The organism is Weissella oryzae SG25, from assembly GCF_000691805.2.
Taxonomy (GTDB): Bacteria; Bacillota; Bacilli; order Lactobacillales; family Lactobacillaceae; genus Weissella; species Weissella oryzae.
Window position 1 is genome coordinate 1 of the sequence record NZ_DF820489.1, and the last position, 18,786, is coordinate 18,786.

The window sequence follows — 18,786 nt, forward strand, 5'->3', positions numbered from 1 at the left end:
AATGATCTACTTGTCGTTTGACGACTTGATATATACTATAGTAATTAAATCACCTTGTCAACACCTGTTTTATTAAATCTTTTTACCAGGTATTTGTATATATCTTTGAAACAACTTAATTAATATTACAGAAGTTATCTCAATTTGTCAACAAGTAATTTATTTGCCTTTAAATTCAAATATCTTGCTTGTTACGACTTGATATACATTACACTTGATTACTAATATGTGCAATTCCTTTTACCATTTCTTAACTACTTATCATGACAAGCCTGCCTTATCATGATATTCTAAAATTAATCTATACGAATATAATTAAAGAAGGCAAGTTACTATGAGTTCAAAACCAGAAAAAGTTGCCGGCGAAACATTTCTAGCAATGCTATTACAATACAGCCGGGACTTCCATTACAATCACATCAATTTCTCAGTTCGTCTCAATCGCAATCCAGCCTATACTCGGCAAGTAATGAATGTAACCTTGAAGCGAATTTCAAAAAAATATGGTAATGATGAGCGCCTATATGCATCAATGAATGCTGACCAAGCTACTGCTATCTTAGCTTTAGTCAACCAACTAAAAGAAGCAATGTTTGCTGATTCAGCTAAAAAAATCAGTTGGTCAACTGATTTACTTGCTCGTAAGACCCAAGAGTTTGGCTATCATCAAATTCGCGAGCGTGACCAATACAATAATTTAGAGTTTGAATTATTGCTCTAACAAAAAACGCCAACCATTATCTGGTTGGCGTTTTTTGTATTTTATCACCATTGAGTTTAGTTATTTGTGCTGTTATCCTTATTTCTTCGCCTGAAAAGCAAGATGATTAACCCAATTATAATTAAAATCAAAAGAGCAATTAGTGAGTACAATAACCAATTAGGATTAGTTTGACCAACCGCCTTGCCATTGTAGTACTTGGCATCCTTAGCTGTGATTGTAAAGTCCTTACTAAAATGCCACTTACCTTTATTTGAATCGACAGTCATATCTAGATGATATTTACCAGCCTGAATCGCTTGATCCTGTAACCCAATTGAATAATTGAAATTTGAATTAGGTGCAATTGACATATCGCTATTTGAGCTTTTAAACAAAACTTTCTTTTGGTCAGCGCGCCTAACCTCTGTCTTAATCTTTACCTCACCAATCGTATTAGCTTTAACATTTTGTAAGTTAGCTAAAAGTGCTGTATGACCATTACGCAAACCTGCTTGGACTTGGTTTAACTTTAATTCAGGTGCTGGCATTGTATCAGAGCTAGTTAATTGAATCCCAGTAACGTATGAAATTTGGTTTGTTATACCAACTGCTTTATCCTTTTGCAAAGGAGTGTTTGTTTGCTTATCTAATTGAGTAACATAAAAGCCACCAAGAATTTGTCCGCTAAACGTTTCTTGTGGTGCTTTCAAGGTGAAGCTAACTATTTTTTTACTATTTGCATCAACCGTAATTGTTTGTGCTCCTGAAAAAAGTTTATTCAAAGGGTATTGCAAAGTCTTATCTGGCTTCTTGGTACTATTACTATAATCAATATTACCGTTGTCATTTGTAATGGCCGCATTTGGTGTAATTTTCAACCGGATTTTTTTATTATCCGTATTTTGAATTGCTAGTTGGACTTGTTCTTCCATTCCAGGCGTAACCTTGAGCTTATAGTAACCAGCGGCTGAATCAATCTGATTACTAGGATAAATTGGCGTAACTGAAAACTTTACATCCTCAGCATGCACCAGACTGGTCGTTTTTAAAAGTAATCCCAAAAAGGTGACCAAACTCAATATTCCAAATAATACATACTTTTTCAAATTCTTTGTCATTAATTATTACCCCATTTTAATTAAGGACTTGGTACGCTAGCCAAAGTCCATTTAATTGTCCCAGTGTATTCACCTGAATAGGCACCCCCGCTATATTGCAGCATAATACCCGCATCCTTTGACCAATTAACCGCAGTCTCATCAAAATCTGTCGTTGTGACTTTATTAGCAACGACTGTCGCAGTATTTGTAATATTCGCTGTTTGCTTATTTGCTACGTAAACCAGATTACCATCGAGTTGTTTATTATCACTTGTTCGTACTAAAGGACTGGCCTGCGCCATTAAGGTCCAGCTAGAACCTTTCCCCCGAGTGTCGCGAACTGTTGGTGCCCAATTATCACTGTTACGGCCTAATAACTGATTCTGTCCAGTTATCCCATCTGAAAAACCAATATCTGAATTTATTTGACTAAAACTTAAACTACCACCAGTAACATAAGTCGTTACTACATTAGATTTTTCATTATAACCAGCATTTGAAATATAGGCTGATACTTTATGGACTTGACTCATAGAAACACCACTTAGGTCTATTTTTTGCGTAAAGTCGCCTCCAATACTATTCAAGGCCACCGTTTTATTTGGTCCATCATCGATACTATAGTTCAAAGTACCAACTGCCTTGCTATCATTACTAGGCTGCTGCCACTTACCACTAAGTGTTAAAGTATTATCACCAGTTATAATTGTGGGACTATTTGCAGTTGCTTGACTGTCAAGACTCATTGTTGGCACACTCGTTACATAAGCCTTTAGCATAGTTTCTTCGCTCGCCGTAGTACCGTCCAATCTAATGTCCATTTCTGAACCTAAATTACTCTTACCATCCGTTGGCGTTGGACTTCCCGCTTTGAAATTCACTTTAGTAGTAATTGTGGAGCCCATAGCAATGTCACCTAAATTAATACCAGTGCCATAATCACCCAATTTCGTACTAAATAAATCTGTATCCTTAGCATTACGCACTGTTTGTGCATTGCCATTTAAATCAACTGCTGGTGTTTGGTAATTACTACTACCATCAAGTTTCTTACCATTGATTGTTATCCCAGCACCACTATTATATAAATAACCTTGATTACTATCAGTCCCCATCTTCTTTCCACGAATTGCAACAGACTTCCAGCTTGTATCCGTCGTATTTGATGTATTCGTACCATTAATCACACCCAATAGGTCTTCATTTGGTTTTGCGGGATTAGCTTGCGTAACTTCATTACCTTGTGAACCATCAGCATTTTTATGGTAGGTCTTGAAATCTTGTTTCGTGGTTGGAATATTTGAAATTGACTGAAAGGCTACTGCATTACGTTCAAAAAAGGTTCCTGTTTTACCCGTAAAGCCCCAATATACCGAATTTGAGCCAAAGGTTTGCATTGGATTAATGCTAACTACCGTTGGCTGGGCTTGATTATCGAAACTGTAAGTTAAGGTTTTATTTGCCGCTGACCAGGAAACTTTAAACGTATGCCAACGTCCATTAGATATGGTACTTGAAAAGGTCTGTAGGCCTTGATGCTTTAGAGCACTGGAGTATTTGGTCGTCAAACCAAAAATCCCTGATGATGTCTGGCCAACATAATAAGATGAAGTCTGGCTTGGAAAGCCATAGGCAATATGACTTTGTCCTGAAATCTGCGTCTCATTAATACTATAACGTCCCCACGACTGTTCTTGTGAAAAATCACTGACGTCCCAGTTATTATTTTGATAAGTATCAAATTCAACAGCAAAGCTGTTTTGAATCGCTTTGTTTACCTCAACATTACTTGAACTAGCATCAGTTAATTGCGGTGCCCATACCCCTAATTGGTTACCCGGAGTATTACTGGGCTGAATTGCACCGGTTTTACTACTATCATTATGCATAACAAAGGCCATCCCATCAGCTGCTGAAGCTGCTGAATCACCAAAATTCAAAAGCATTGTTGATGTAAAATCCTTGGTTAGATCAATTTTATTAGCCTCCTGAGACCATATCGCTCCTGATTGATTTGGCAAAGCATTATTAACCACCGTTACACCTTTATCCGGTAGGACACTATCAGATCCGCTAGGTAAAGCAAATAAATGGTCAATATTAGCGATATGATCTGGCACTGGATCAATTGTCGCAAAGGCCACTTGTCCACTAAGGGTAACTGTTCCCAAAGTAATCGCAATAGATATAACTGGCCTTAGCCACTTTTTTACTAGGCTACGAATTTTCAACCTCATCCCCCCCTTGTATATCCATTCATAATTAAGCTGTTACATTCACAAACTTACTCGCACAAATTTTCAAATGTAACAGCTCATTGAAGAGCTGTCCAAGCTAAACTAATTATGCCTTTGGTGTTGAAGCTAAAGTCCAAGTAAGTTGTCCTTTGTAGTTGCCCGCATACATACCTGGCAATACATGCAAGTTAGAACCGCTAATTGTATAATTCCAGTTACCCAAGCCTTGATCCTTAGCAGCTGTAATGATTGTTTGAGCTGAACTATCAGTCAAAGTTGCACTTGTCTTATTCGCAATATCAGCACCGCTATCAGCACTCATTGCGTCAACATTATTCAATGTTAAAGTTGAACCGGCTAAGGTATGTGAACTTGCATCCTTAAAAGCACCGGTCAAGGCTACTGTGACAGTGTAGCCAGCACCAGTTCCTCGTGAATCAGAAACGGCTACCTTACTATCACCTACCTTGGTTGTTTGAGCTAAATCAAGCGCAGATGCTGTAATTTCTTTTGTACCAAAGTCTAAATCAGGAACCTTATTTAAGGTAAGAGTTTGATCTTCTGGCTGCTTTGGTGCTGTCAAACTAGCCGAAACATTTGAAGTTCCCACCTGTGTGCTTGTTGCTGCAAAGACTGAACCACTAGCCAAGATAGCAAAGCTTGTTGAAACTACCAAACTACCCGTTAAAATTGTTGCGATTTTCATTCACTTATTTCCCCCATGTATTTGAGATTACATAACAGTATTTTTGACGTTTGATTAATTGAGTAAAATAAGACTGAAACTCTCTCTTAGCTTAGAATGACTAATCTAACTAAATTGCACAAAGCAGCAATTAAAATCAATTAGTCGATTTCTTTCAAACTGGCTAAAGTATTCACTTACTATTTCTCAGCTATCTCAAGGCCAATGATATTTTATATCATACAGGCTATACTTTACAATCTTTTTATTTGACTAATTTTTATTATTTTTAATAGCTATTTGCATAATATGCACAATTCTTTATACATACATATTTTTTTGTCCTATTCAAGCCATTAAAATGTACAAATTTATTATTTAAAAATATTTATATATCTTTGGTATACTCCAATTACCAAAAGAATTAATTTTTAGTAGTCCTAACTGAAATTATTTTATTATTTATAAAATAGAAAAGCCCCGTAAGCTAAATCAACTTACGGGGCTTTTCTATTAAGTTTTAATTATTCGCCAATAATCTTCTTATCAGCAACTTTCATATCAGCATCAAAATCATAAATCCAAGGTTGACCATTGGCAATTTCAACCTTCAAAATATCATCATCAGAAATATTTTCAATATGCTTTACCAAAGCACGCAATGAATTACCATGGGCTGCAATAATTACGTTCTTACCAGCCTTCAAATCAGCTTCAATATTTGAAGCCCAGAAAGGCAAGACACGCTCCAAAGTAACCTTTAGGTTCTCACCGAATGGTAGCTCACCTTCAGGTACATCTGCGTAACGACGGTCAAAGGCAGCATAAGTCTTACCTAAGACTTCAACTGTTTCTGTTTGCTCAGTCAACAATGGAGGCAAAACATCATATGAACGGCGCCATTGCAAAACTTGATCAGCGCCCCACTTTTCAGCAGCATCAGCCTTGTTCAATCCTTGCAAAGCACCATAATGCCGTTCGTTCAAACGCCATGACTTAGCTTCAGGGATGAATAGTTGGCCAGCTTCTTCAAGGGCCAAGTGCAATGTTGTGATTGCACGAGTCAAAACAGATGTATAAGCTTGGTCAAACTGGATTCCTTCAGCAGCTAACATCTCACCAGCTTTACGTGCTTGTTGGATTCCTTGCTCGCTCAACTTAGTATCAACCCAACCGTTGAATAAGTTCAATGCATTCCATTCAGATTGTCCATGACGAATCAAAACTAACTTTGCCATTGAAAAAGTACCTCTTCTTTTATAAATATTGTAAGTTCATTGTATCACTTTTTTTCTTTAGTGGACTTCCTCTATTTGATTGTATCCGCTTTCATACACAGAAATCAGCGTTTAACCTGACCTTCTTCAATAACAATGCTTGAAGAATGCTCTGGTGCCGTCTGCCGTTCTGGATAGAGCCGACGAATCACAGCATTAATTGCCGTAGGAACTTCACCAAAGCCCGTTGCAATTAATTCGGCCTTACCGCCATAACCAGCTACATCACCCACTGCAAAAACCATTGGCTCCGAAGTCTCCTGCTCAGCATTCACAACAAACTTTAATCGTTCAGTTGATGGCTGAACTTCCCAACCATCAATAATCTTATTTTCTGAAATGAAGCCGTAGGAAACAACAATATCATCAACGATAATTGTCTTAAGCTCCTCAGTCCGTACCTTAAGTAAATCAACAGCCAAGGAGCCATCTAAATTCTTTTGAATCGCCTTTATATTATATGGAGTTTGTAAAATAATATCAGATTGCTCTAAAGTCGTTACTGCACTTTCCATGGCTCTAAAGGTTTCACGCCGGTGAGTTAAATGAACTTCACTAGCTAACTCATTCAACATTAAAGCTGTATCTACTGCTGAATCGCCACCACCAGCAACTAAAACTCGCCGGCTAGCATATTGCTTTAAATCACCCAAAAAGTAGTGGATTCCTTTTCCCTCTAAATCTTGTTCAATCTCAGCCGGTAGTCGGCGCGGCTCAAATGCCCCACGGCCAGTTGCAATCAAAATCGCAGCTGAATGGAAACTCCCTCGGTTTGTTTGCACAATAAATCCAGTTTCTTTTGCGATAACATTTGTTACGGTTGTTTTTAAATATAAATGCTGTGGAAATTGCTCCATTTGCGTTTTTAGACTTCCAACCAAATCCCGCCCAGAAGTCTTCACATAACCAGCTACATCGAGAATATTTTTTTCTGGGTACAAATTAGCGACCTGACCGCCAACACTGGCCAAAGACTCAATTATCACAGTATCTAACTCTCTTAACCCAGCATAAAAACCAGCAAAAAGGCCAATTGGTCCAGCACCTATAATCGTTAAATCTGTATCCTTTAGCTCGCTCATTTTTCTACCCCATCTCTAAAACTTTAAAGGTTTCTAGTGTATTTAGCTCTAAATTCTGTCAAATCAAGACCCAGGTCACTTTGCAAAATCATATCAACAGCTGATTTACCTTCAGGTGCGAAGTTACCAAAAGCCCGTGCGAATTCAGGGAAGAAAGCTCTAAGCTTCTCTGCATCCGGACCATCAATTACCAATAAATAATTAGCCACTTTGGTTTTGTTGTTGGTTAGCCAAAGCAAATACATCGTTTGAATTTCACCATAACTATCGTCAGCAATACCAATCAACTCGGCCATTAGTGGCGTTGGCAGACTCTTGTCATCAGTATCTTGAATATCTAACTCGGCATCCTCAGACCCTTGAGCTGCAGTTTGTCCACCTGGCTGTGGGCTATGCGTACGGTCAGCAAACAAATAGTTGAGATTCTCACGTGAAATTGGCATTCCATTAGTAAAGGGATTTAGGGCTAAGCCGGCTAACTCATCACCAGCTTGATTTACAACTGGTAAATATTCTTCTAAAGTCATTGGCCAAGTATATAAATCCTCATCTGCCGCCATGTCGCCGGCTGCCATGGCTTCCATATCAGTAAAGATTGGGAAGACGCTTTGCCCCTCTTCGGTCTGCAAGGCTACTAAGCGTGTTTCGGTGTTTTCAGCTAAAGCCACTGAACCGTCATCATTAGTAATTGGCGCTTGGCTAAAATTAACTGGTGCTAAAAAGGTCGCCGCTTTTAACTCAGCAACAAAATTAGCTTCATTTTCAGGATTTTCTTCAATTCTAAATTGCTCTAAAGCGCTTAAAAGAGCACTATTTTCAAATTCTTCTGGATTCATATTATCTCCTCTATACGTTCTATCTAATTAATCAGTCTAGCAAGGTAAGTCTCAGAAACAAAGCCTTTAATTCCATTCATAATCCGTTTAGCGCGGGAATGCTTATCTGTAATGCCAAAAACCGTTGGACCAGTTCCTGACATTTGTGCTGCATCTGCACCAAACTGCAACATTTTTTCCTTTAGCTTAATAATCTCTGGAAAACGCGTTGCAGTTAGTGGTTCTAAGACATTAAACATTGCTTTATAAGCTTGATTAAAGTGGCTTGTGTTCACTGCTTCCATTAGTTTGTCCATATCACCATGTTCAACTTGTTCGTAATCAATCAACCTTAAAATTTTCGGTGTTGATACAGAAATTGCTGGTTTGGAGACAACTAACCAAAGGGGCGGAAGCTTTGCTGTCAACGGTTCAACGCGCTCCCCCCGTCCAGTAACCCGTGCTGGCCGCGAATATACACAAAACGGAACATCTGCATCAATTTGCAAGCCAAGCTGTGCCAGCTCTTGTTCAGATCGGTTTAATTTCCATAAACGGTTTAAACCGCGTAACACAGCGGCCGCATCAGAGGAACCGCCACCCATTCCAGCAGCAACTGGAATGCGCTTATCAATATGAATTTCGACACCTTCACTTACTTGCGCTTCATTCCGCATTAGCATGGCTGCTTGAAAGGCTAGATTTTTTTCATTCAATGGTAGAATCCCGCTTGTTGACTCAACAATAATATCATGGTGTTTAGTCGTGGTACGAATTGTTAGGGTATCCGCTAAATCAATTGCAACCATTAACATGTCCCATTCTTGATCACCATTCGGATGAACAAAAGGTGTATCAAGACTGATATTTAATTTTGCATAGGCACGTTCCAATACTTCCATTGGCTTTTTCCTTTCATGATAATCTTAAGTCATATTATACCAAGGTTAGGCTAAAGAATAATAATCTATCTACTAAAATCTTCGAGCAAAATAAAAAGACCCAATGATGTCAAAAGTAAATTGACATCATTGAGCCATACTATTTGTTATTGACCAAACTTACTGGTTTTCCTAAAGCCCACTGCCATAACAATTGCAATACCGATTAACGCAACAAAAGACATTCCTGCGGCTGTATCAAACAGTACTTTATACCCGTCTAATTCAATTAAAGCCCCACCGGCAACAGGTCCGATTGCCCGACCTAAACTAGGCGCTGCTGACAATACGCCTTGATAACGCCCCTTTAAATCCATCGGGGTAATCTCATTAACTAAGACGGGAACCATTGGAAAGGCAATCGTTTCACCCAATGTCGTAATTGCCATTGCCACTGCAAAAGCTGCAAAGGTCTTTGCAAAAGGTAAGACTAAGAAAGCTAAGCCAAATAGGCCAAGTCCGACTAAAATCTGCATAATCATTATTTTCCGACTAGCCGACACATTCAAAACGTTAATCATTAATTGAAATACACCAATCAAAACGCCATTAATGGTCCACAGAATCGAATACTGCCAGAGTGGTAGTCGTAAGATACTAGACATATAGACTGATAAGTTACCTTGCCACTGAACATAAGCCGTATGCAAAACGACCAAGGCGACCACCAGCGTATAGATAATGATTAAGTTCCAAGCTGGCATAATTGACTTAAACTTGTGATTACGCCCTTCAACGTGTTCCAACTGTGGAAACTCCATTCCTAAGAAACGCCAGGCGACAATTAACATCACTGTATATAAGATTAAGGCTGAGATAAATAGCCATTGCACACCCCAACCATAGATAAAGCCGACTAAGGCCGTACCAAAGGCCATTCCAAAGTTCGCAATAAAGTAGAGCATGTTAAAAACAAACCGACCATCATGCGAGTAGACCCTTGTACCATAAGAATTTATTAGGGCTGTCAGCCAACCAAATAAGAAACCAGTTGCTGATAAAAGCACTGGAAAAATTGGCCAACCGTGCCAAACAACCAATAATGATAAAAAGACCATCATGGCTAAAGCGCCAGCGCGAAAAAGCTTATAGGGCTGAAATTTATCAAATAATCTTCCCGCCAAAAGGGCTCCAATCATTTGCAAAAGCGCATTTACAAACAATACCCAACCAACGGTCACCATATCTTGACCCAGTTGCTCATGAATATATACTGATGCCAATGGCCAAAGAAAATCAAATCCAAAACTATTAATAAATGAAACTGTTAGGAGCCACTTCAATGGTAGCCCAACTCGTCTTGCTTGCATTCCAACCCTCCTAAAAGAAAAACAGCTGAAAGGTTGCCTTCAGCCATCTTATTTTTGTTTTTACCCAAATCCAGCCGTCATATCAGGCCGGTAATCAATACTAGAAAACTTATTATATGATTTTACAAATAGCAGTCGCGCCGTTCCCCGCGCTCCCCGTCGGTTTTTCTCTAAAATTATTTCGATTTCGCCGACATCTGCATCCTCACCTTCACGAGGATCACTTTGGTTATCTGTGTCATCATTATCTCGTTCGTAGTAGTCTTCGCGGTACAAAAAGGCAACAATATCCGCATCTTGCTCAATTGATCCAGATTCACGAATATCTGACATCACGGGGCGTTTATCTTGACGTTGCTCAACGCCACGCGATAGTTGCGACAGTGCAATGACTGGCGTGTTTAATTCCATTGCCATTTTTTTAATTGCTCGTGAAATCGCTGAAACTTCCTGTTGGCGACTCTCCGAACCAGAACCTTCAATTAGTTGCAAGTAATCAATAATGACCATACCTAACTGACCTTCTTGTTTTTCTAAGCGTCGCAATTTGGAACGAATCTCTGTTACTTTAATTCCTGGAGTGTCATCAATAAAAATTTTGGTATTAGCCAATGACCCCATTGCAATGGTCAATTGCTGCCACTCATTATCGTCTAATTCACCAGTTCGCATATGTTGTGAATTAATGTTTCCGGTTGAGGCTAACATTCGATTAACTAAATCAGTATCACCCATTTCTAAAGAAAAAATCACAACCGGCAAAGCGGGATTATTAATTGCTACATTCCGTGCAATATTTAAGACGAAAGCCGTCTTACCAACCGCTGGTCTGGCAGCCACAATAATCATTTCACCGCCACCAAAACCGGTTGTCATATTATCCAAGGCCGGGTAACCGGAAGCTAATCCCGTAATATTTCCCTCAGTTCGCGCATTTAACTCTAACTGTTCAAAAGAGCGGTTTACTACATCGGCAATCCGTTTAAAATCACCACCAGCACGGTTGGTGGTAATTCCATCTAAGCCTTGACTAATCTTGGCTAGCGCATCTTCAACTGCATCAGTTTCACCATAAGCTTCTTGCGTTGCGCCCTGCAAAAGGTCAATCATACTGCGCCTTTGCGCCTTATCTTTAACAATTTTTGCGTAGTACTCTGCATTCGATGCGATTGGTACAGCCAAAGCTAAGTCAACTAAATAGGCCTCACCACCAGCATTCTCTAATTGATTCATTGCATTCAATTGATTGACTAGTGTTACCTGATCAATTGGCTGTTGTTGGTCATCTAAGGCTAGCATCGCCGCAAAAATCACCCGATGAGCCGTTCTAAAGAAATCATTGGGTTGAATAATTGGGCTAATTGTTGCCATTGTGTCAGTTGGGTCGGTCGAAATCAAAACAGAACCTAAGACTGACTGTTCAGCAACATTATCTTGTGGAGCTTGTAAACTCATTGTTTGCGTATCGTCTGCCATATTAAATCTTCCCCTTTAATTAGAACCGACCCGCTTTGCTGTCAGTCCTACCCTTTATTGCTCCTGGAGCTATTGTAAACAAAAAAGGACCTGCATACAACACAGGTACCTTGTTTTTTTAATGCTTGTGCTTATTGTTCATCCGTATGGATACGTAATTTTGCTTCAACCTGACGATGAAGCTTAATCGTAACCGTCCGGTAACCTAGGGCCCGGATCGGCTCTTTCATGTCCATTTTACGCTTATCAAGTTTCAATCCATACTGCTTTTCAGCAGCTTCAATCACTTGTTTAGAAGAAATTGCTCCAAATAAACGACCATCTGTTCCAGCTTTAGCCTTCAACTCGATTACTGTATCGTCAGCTTCAACTTTTTCTTTCAAAGCTTGTGCTGCTGCCAATTCTTCAGCAGCCTCACGTTCAGCAGCCTTCTTTTGACCGTTTAGAGCGGAAATGTTGGCGTTAGTTGCAACCTCGGCTTTATGATTTTTAATCAAAAAATTATTTGCATATCCATCGGGAACATTCTTTATTTCCCCTTTTTTACCGCGACCCTTAACATCCTCTAAGAAAATCACCTTCATTTTCCAAGACCTCCACTATTCTATATTACTATTTTTTGCTTTAATTTCTCTGATGGCCTCAACTAACTGTAGGTAAACCTCATCAGTTGTTGCATCAGTTATCTGCGTTGCCGCATTGCTCAAATGACCACCACCGCCCATGGCTTCCATCACCAGCTGAACATTTTGTGCGCCAGTTGACCGTGCAGAAATACCAACCGTATGGTTATCACGCCGAGTAATTACGTAAGAAGCATCAACACCAATTAACTGTAATAGTGCATCAGCCGTCTGAGCGGTTACGACACTATCATAGTTGACATTGTTTTCACCAATCACAATTGCTGAACGATCATGAATCTGTACTTGTTCAATTAAATGTGAACGATCACGATAATCTTCAACCGTTTCTTTCAAGAAATCCTGAATCATATCGCCATCAGCACCAACTGAACGTAGATACGATGCAGCATCAAAGGTACGAGTCCCAGCTCTGAGCGTAAATGACTTAGTATCAATTTGAATTCCAGCGAGTAATGCTGAGGCTTCTAAGCGTGTCAATCCCTTAGTTCTTCTTGGCTGGTATTCAAATAGTTCTGTAACCAACTCCGACGTTGACGACGCATAAGGTTCAATATAGGTCAACAGCGAACTCTCTGGGAACTCTTCACCCCGCCGGTGATGATCAATGATAATTAGCCGGTCTTTCAGACGGTCATAAAAATCCCGGTCCTCACTCAAAGATGGTTTGGAATGATCTACCATTACCAAGAGCGAATGATCTGTTGCACGCAACATCGCTTCATTTGGCGTCAACACCACACCATCACCTTGTTCATTAACAATTTGATTTAGTAACAGCTTAATATCCGTGTGTGCCTTACCTGTATCTTTATAGACAACCCAAGCTGGCTTATCCATCATCATTGCCAAACGACGGATACCTAAAGCTGCACCAAATGAATCCATATCTGGCCGAGCATGGCCAATAATGAAGACTTGATCAGCCTGGCGAACTAGTTCAGCCAAGGCTTGTGAAATCATACGAGCCCGCACTCGAGTTCGCTTAACCATTGGATTAGTATTCCCACCATAAAAGCGAGCCCGACCTTGTTCAGAACGTACTACTACTTGGTCGCCACCACGTCCAAGGGCCAAGTCCAAATTAATCTGAGCGTTACCAGCCAACTCAGTAATGTTTGCCTCATCATATGCGATTCCAATTGATAGTGATAGTGGCGTATTTTGCGCTGAGGTCATCTCTCTGATTGTATTTAAAATATTAAATTTATCATTTTCGGCTGCCCGCAAACCACTGCGGTAACCAATTAAAAGATAGCGCACTGAAGTTAAGCGTCTCACATAAATATCACGTTCTTGCATCCAATCAGACAAAGTTCGCGTTACGTAAGAGCGCAAAGATGATGTATCAGCATCAGACATTCCTTCAGTCACTTCATCATAATTATCAATTGAAACCTGACCTAAGAATAGCCGATGAGTTTCATAATTAGCCTGGATTTGTGCACTCTTGGTCGCATCTTGTAGATAAATTACGCCAAGTTCCGGTTGAACTTGTACATCAAAAACGCGATGAAGCCAGTTTAAGCGCGTCACCCGACTCTCCTCATCATACCAATTCTTAACCAAGGCCGCTAAATTCTTATTTACTTCACTAAGCTCTTTATTAATAATGATTTCATCAGCCAAAATCCCTTGAATAAAAGGATTGACCCATTCGACTACATTATTGTCATTATTATATAAAATCACTGCAATCGGCATTTGCACGACTGCTTCTTGCTCCGCTCGGTTTATCCGTGTTGTTAATCCCCGAATATAGGTTGTTGTTTCCTCACCAATTGCGCGTAAAGTTCTAAAAGTAACTACCAAAGCAACAATTACCAATAAAACCCAGATTATTCCAATAATCCAATGAACTAAAAAGGCTACAACCGTGCCAATCACAGCCATTAGCGATACGATAATGGCTACGCCGCTTAATTGTTTGTTATGAAAAACCGCGGAGAAGGAATTTTCACCTTCCATGTGGTCACCTACTCTCCAATAATTTTATGCACTGCCTAAATTATACCATGAATTCAACGCTTCCTAAGATTGATAAAGAATTAAGTCACATCCCCGCGTCTGCAAGAAAAAAACATAGGACTAATTGGGCAGATCCCAAATCCTATGTTTTTAAATAAACTTACTTACGTTTATATGCAATTTCAACATGCAAGCTGTATGGTTTACTTTCTTCCGTTAGGCCTGCCCTTCCTCGAACATGACCTAAACCACCTTGCAAAACCGCAGTTGCAATAAAGAGTTCATTTTCCTTTAGTGCTTCGCTAACCGGCATTAAGCCCACTGTTGCAATACGTCCCAAACGCTTAGCAAACATTTCATTAACTCCACCATAAAGAGCTAAACCACCACGTTCGGCTTGTAAGTGTGAGTAAGGTAAGGCCGTTCCAGGATGATTAGCATAAATAATTGGTTCATTTGTCAAATAGTTCAGCTGCTCTGCTTCACTTAAACCACCAAAATCTTTTTGCATTAAACCATTAGCCTGTAGTTGCTGTGCAACCAAGTCTAATTCGGCTTGCATATCTTCATCTGAAATAATGCTAGCCGGCAAAACATCCTTTGGATTATAAATTCCATTTGCAGGTATAAAAGTGCGCTGATTACGGCGACTATTATCTTTGACTTCCTGTGTACCCAAATATTTTTCAATTTTTGGTGAAATGTCCCATTTGACCGTCTTATTGGTAAAATAGTAAATCACATTTAAAATGGCAAAATACAGAATCACTAGGAAAGCTAATACAATTGAACTACCACGCAGATAAGCTGCGTTTTTGAAAAATTGAGTTGCCAAATATAATAGATAAAAATCACCTACCAAGGCTAAGAGTGAATAGACGCGGCCTTTCCAACGTGTATTAACATTAAAAAAGCCAAGATAATGATTTAACATATCAAGAATTGTTAACATAATTACTCCCTCCTAGCTTAATTATTATTAGCACTACTTGCACCACTTGAACTAGCAGCTGAGCTGCTAGTAGTAGTCGCTGCCGAGGAAGCATTCGTGTTATTATTCGTGTCGTTTTCCCCACTAGTTTTGTTCGTATCATTATTATTGGTTGCTGAACTACTTTGTGCATTGGTATTAGTAGTATTATCACTTGTTGCTGCTGAACTCATCGTATCAGTTTTAGTTGTACTGGTAGCTTGGCTATCAGACGTACTCGTTTTATTTGTTACCGGCCTATCCTCACTACTTACTGAGCTAACTAATGAAGATTGCGTTTTTGACCTACCATTATTAGTCCCTGTTGAAACATTTACAATTGCATTTGTTGCACTTAAGGCCAAAATTAATGAAACTAATGCTACTGGCGTAATAATTGGTGGTGTTCGATATGCCATAAAGCCCCTCCTATTCTTCAATTGCAGCCTGTACCACTTGATTTATTGCTGTACGGGTTTCCTCCCAGTCATCATTTGTAACGACAACTGCTTTACCTACTAAAGCTTTTGGCAAAACATTATCCCGTTCAAATTCATTTGAGGCTAAGCGCTGCTTCATCATGGTGACATTATCCCCACGGCGCTCCAGCCGATTTAACAATTCATTAGGTCGGCTAACCGTCAGATAAATCACTACTGCCTTATCGGCCAATTCTTCAGCGTAAGTAATTGCCCCTGCCGTATCTAGAACAATTGTAATTAGCGGATTTTTCTCCCAAGCCCGCTCCAAACCTTCCCAAGATGAACCATACTGTTGTCCATCATAAAGAACTGTCTCTAAATAATGATTATTTTTAAAACTATCGGCATTTTCAAAATAATAATCAATTTGATCCATCTCGCCATCTCGCGGTAGGCGTGTCGTATGAGTAATTACTCTTGGCATCTCATAAAAATCCTGCAAGTAATTGGCAACTGTCGTCTTACCAGTTCCCGTATTACCTGTTAAAACAAAAACTTTCCGCTTCATTATAATCAAACCGTCCCAGTTCCGGCACATTTTGTCGACCGGTTCTTTTTATATTTTTAACCCCAGTGGGAGTGCTAGGCGATGCTTGATTAAAATCACTAATAAGCTTACCAAAGCAACCTTAATCAAGGCTGGAATTAGAAAGGCTACAAACCCAGCTAAAAGACCAGCGCTTAGTGTCATATTGGCCACGTGAGCCAACCATAGCGCTCCCACAAATAATTGTAAGCCTGCGGCAATAAAATTTAAAAGCGTCAACCAAATAATTGATTGATTTTTTAACATTCCAAAAGATATTACCAAAGGAAAAATTAGCATTCCCACTAAATATCCGCCGGTTGGTCCCAAGAAAGGCGTCAAACCACCTTGCCAGCCTGCAAAAACGGGTAAACCAAGTAAACCTAATACTAAGTAAACTAGGACCGCAGATAAACTAATTCTAGGTAAGGTAATACTAGCAATCAATGGAATGATTAACGTTTGTAGGGTTAATGGGATTGGACCTAAAGGAATTGATATTGGGGATAATACAGCGATAATAGCCGCGAAAACTGCTGCTAAGGCTAATGATTTTGCTCTCATGATACCGTCCAATCTGTCATATATAATTTAGTGATTTCACCCGCATAAAGCGTTTTTTCCTGACCTGTGCTCGTTTCGATAACTAAGCCGGCTTGATCATTAATTGCCTTGACCCGACCTTTTAATTTTTCCTGACCCAATAATAGCTCAACGTACTCCCCAATCACTAAAGAGCGAGCTCTATAGCGAGCTAAAATAGCACTTGAATCACTTTCAAAATAACCGATAAAAGCTTCAATCAAGGCCGCAGTTAGACTGGCCCGATTGACTTCAACATTTGTCAGCAAAGCACCAGCTTTATTAGCAAGGCCTTTAGGAAAGGTATTAGTTAATAAATTAAGGCCAAAACCAATTACCAAATAACTAGTTGTTGCATCTTCAACTTGTTCAACTAAAATTCCAGCAACTTTTCGTTCTTGATAATATAAATCATTGACCCACTTGATTCCAACTTCAACTGCTAATTGATTGCTCAATGTTTCAGCCGCAACTGTGGCAATCCCGGTCGTAATTAATCCAGGGCTAGCTTTTATTTGCTTTAATGGCTGAATAACCGTTAAATACAAACCAGTCGCATCTGGTGAATAAAAAGAACGCCCATGCCGGCCATAGCCAGCACTTTGCTCATTAGCAATTAATGCATTAGTACCGGTAATTTCACCATTTGCAATCAAACGTTTAGCTGCGGTATTTGTAGAATCAATTGTATCAAAAGTTAATACTTCAATGGCTGGTGTTGTTAGATATGCTGTAATTTCTTTTGCATTCATTTTACTAGGTCATATCGGCTAAAGATACCTAAATATTATTATCGATTAACTAACATTAAGCCAAGCCGCTCCTCTTAAGTTTTAATTCTTTGCTAATAGCTTTTTCTGCGTCTTAATTACTACTTTGGCCAAAGATACTCTGGAACCAACTTACAACCGGGTTCCATACATTAGCAATAAACCAGTTTGCAGCTTGTTTTACGTCTGCTGAATTTGCAAAGTCCTTTGCTTGGGCCATGATATTACCAACTGATCCGCTTAAACGCCCAGCCAAGTTTTTAGCCTGTGATACGAACGCTGATGAATTTGAAATTGGTGCATCAGCAACTCCTTGTAGCGCGGTTGCAATGCTTTGCACCTGAGCATCTGAAGTTTTATTCGCAATCCCTTGCTTTTGCAGATTGATATTTAATTGATTGATAATAATGTTTACATTGATTGTTTGTCCGTCTTGTTTCTTTTGAGCAACCTGCCCCGCAGTTTGTGTAACCGCTGAAGTCAACTTTCCTGCATAACTCTTATCGTTAGGATTTGCGTTAATAGCTGATTGGGTTGCACTCATTACATTATTTGCAGCTGTCGTATTAGTTGGATCGATGGTAGCCCCATCAGTTGATAACGCTTTATACACACCAGCTAAGGCTGCCTCACCTGAAACTGGTTGATTAGCTGACACCGTAATAATGACATCTTTTACACCGGCCATTGTTGCAGCCATTGAATATTGCTGTGATGTTACCTGTGTAATATTATTTTGACCGTTAAAATCTTTGATATTAACTAAAATTCCCGTACCAGGTTCAGCCGGGGCAACCGCTACGGATGAAATCATTGCAGAATCAGCAACACCACTTAAACCTAAGTATTGGGCCGCATCAGCACCAGTCGTTGTCAATTGTTGATAATTATTAGTCACACCTAAAATCGTACTCAACGTACTTTGTTGTGATGCGCCTGCTCCATATACTACATAAGATTTCGATAGCGTATGCACCTGACTACTTGTGGCACTCGTGGCGCTACCTGTGTCTTGCGTGGTCGTATTTGTGTCTGCCCAAGCGCTTGTTAGCGTTGGCTCACTAATGGTTACGACTGTTGTAACTGCAGTCGTTACTGTACCTATAACTAAGATACTCGCAATTAAATTTTTACTTTTCATTTTAAGCTTCCTCCGCTATGCCTTCATTATAAAGAAAGGGAGCTCAGGTTACCATAAACGAACCCTAACTCCCTCGC

Annotated in this window: 18 protein-coding genes; 1 reads left to right on the plus strand and 17 read right to left on the minus strand. The window is 39.6% G+C overall.

Annotated elements, in window-relative coordinates:
• Positions 1 to 334 precede the first annotated feature (334 nt).
• Positions 335 to 721, plus strand: coding sequence for a hypothetical protein (locus tag TT13_RS04790; protein WP_027698946.1), 387 nt, complete (start codon positions 335 to 337; stop codon positions 719 to 721).
• Between the two features lie 56 nt (positions 722 to 777).
• On the opposite strand, the gene TT13_RS04795 is transcribed toward TT13_RS04790, so the two are convergent.
• From TT13_RS04795 to TT13_RS04875, 17 genes are all read right to left on the minus strand, one after another.
• Positions 778 to 1,821 carry a WxLIP family cell surface protein gene (locus TT13_RS04795; protein WP_052348540.1) on the minus strand — a complete coding sequence of 348 codons (1,044 nt, stop codon included), beginning with the start codon at positions 1,819 to 1,821 and terminating at the stop codon, positions 778 to 780.
• A gap of 20 nt (positions 1,822 to 1,841) precedes the next feature.
• Positions 1,842 to 4,034 carry an L-type lectin-domain containing protein gene (locus TT13_RS04800; RefSeq protein ID WP_027698947.1) on the minus strand — a complete coding sequence of 731 codons (2,193 nt, stop codon included), beginning with the start codon at positions 4,032 to 4,034 and terminating at the stop codon, positions 1,842 to 1,844.
• A 112-nt stretch (positions 4,035 to 4,146) separates the two neighbouring features.
• Positions 4,147 to 4,746, minus strand: coding sequence for a WxL domain-containing protein (locus tag TT13_RS04805; protein ID WP_052348541.1), 600 nt, complete (start codon positions 4,744 to 4,746; stop codon positions 4,147 to 4,149).
• A gap of 503 nt (positions 4,747 to 5,249) precedes the next feature.
• Entirely contained in the window at positions 5,250 to 5,963 is a 714-nt protein-coding gene (gene gpmA / locus TT13_RS04810) for a 2,3-diphosphoglycerate-dependent phosphoglycerate mutase (protein WP_027698948.1), read from the minus strand.
• Positions 5,964 to 6,067: 104 nt separating this feature from the next.
• On the minus strand, positions 6,068 to 7,084 hold the full coding sequence (locus TT13_RS04815) for an NAD(P)/FAD-dependent oxidoreductase (protein ID WP_027698949.1): 1,017 nt from the start codon (positions 7,082 to 7,084) through the stop codon (positions 6,068 to 6,070).
• Positions 7,085 to 7,107: 23 nt separating this feature from the next.
• Positions 7,108 to 7,920: an SseB family protein gene (locus tag TT13_RS04820; RefSeq protein ID WP_027698950.1), complete on the minus strand. Its 813-nt coding sequence runs from the start codon at positions 7,918 to 7,920 to the stop codon at positions 7,108 to 7,110.
• 23 nt (positions 7,921 to 7,943) lie between these two features.
• Positions 7,944 to 8,801 carry a 4-(cytidine 5'-diphospho)-2-C-methyl-D-erythritol kinase gene (gene ispE / locus TT13_RS04825; protein WP_027698951.1) on the minus strand — a complete coding sequence of 286 codons (858 nt, stop codon included), beginning with the start codon at positions 8,799 to 8,801 and terminating at the stop codon, positions 7,944 to 7,946.
• A gap of 146 nt (positions 8,802 to 8,947) precedes the next feature.
• The gene (locus TT13_RS04830; RefSeq protein ID WP_027698952.1) at positions 8,948 to 10,150 is read right to left on the minus strand and encodes an MDR family MFS transporter; all 1,203 of its coding nucleotides are present in this window, start codon (positions 10,148 to 10,150) and stop codon (positions 8,948 to 8,950) included.
• A 60-nt stretch (positions 10,151 to 10,210) separates the two neighbouring features.
• A complete protein-coding gene (gene dnaB, locus TT13_RS04835) occupies positions 10,211 to 11,626 on the minus strand; it encodes a replicative DNA helicase (RefSeq protein WP_027698953.1) in 1,416 nt (471 codons plus the stop codon).
• A 131-nt stretch (positions 11,627 to 11,757) separates the two neighbouring features.
• Positions 11,758 to 12,210: a 50S ribosomal protein L9 gene (gene rplI, locus TT13_RS04840; protein WP_027698954.1), complete on the minus strand. Its 453-nt coding sequence runs from the start codon at positions 12,208 to 12,210 to the stop codon at positions 11,758 to 11,760.
• Between the two features lie 15 nt (positions 12,211 to 12,225).
• Entirely contained in the window at positions 12,226 to 14,238 is a 2,013-nt protein-coding gene (locus TT13_RS04845) for a DHH family phosphoesterase (RefSeq protein ID WP_027698955.1), read from the minus strand.
• Between the two features lie 160 nt (positions 14,239 to 14,398).
• Positions 14,399 to 15,190, minus strand: coding sequence for a DUF6681 family protein (locus TT13_RS04850; RefSeq protein WP_027698956.1), 792 nt, complete (start codon positions 15,188 to 15,190; stop codon positions 14,399 to 14,401).
• 17 nt (positions 15,191 to 15,207) lie between these two features.
• Positions 15,208 to 15,627, minus strand: coding sequence for a hypothetical protein (locus TT13_RS04855; protein WP_027698957.1), 420 nt, complete (start codon positions 15,625 to 15,627; stop codon positions 15,208 to 15,210).
• A gap of 10 nt (positions 15,628 to 15,637) precedes the next feature.
• Positions 15,638 to 16,198 carry an AAA family ATPase gene (locus TT13_RS04860; RefSeq protein WP_027698958.1) on the minus strand — a complete coding sequence of 187 codons (561 nt, stop codon included), beginning with the start codon at positions 16,196 to 16,198 and terminating at the stop codon, positions 15,638 to 15,640.
• Between the two features lie 48 nt (positions 16,199 to 16,246).
• A complete protein-coding gene (locus tag TT13_RS04865; protein ID WP_027698959.1) occupies positions 16,247 to 16,780 on the minus strand; it encodes a biotin transporter BioY in 534 nt (177 codons plus the stop codon).
• A complete protein-coding gene (locus tag TT13_RS04870; protein WP_027698960.1) occupies positions 16,777 to 17,550 on the minus strand; it encodes a biotin--[acetyl-CoA-carboxylase] ligase in 774 nt (257 codons plus the stop codon). The genes TT13_RS04865 and TT13_RS04870 overlap by 4 nt, the downstream gene beginning before the upstream one ends.
• Before the next feature lie 112 nt (positions 17,551 to 17,662).
• A complete protein-coding gene (locus TT13_RS04875; protein WP_027698961.1) occupies positions 17,663 to 18,709 on the minus strand; it encodes a DUF1002 domain-containing protein in 1,047 nt (348 codons plus the stop codon).
• Positions 18,710 to 18,786 lie beyond the last annotated feature (77 nt).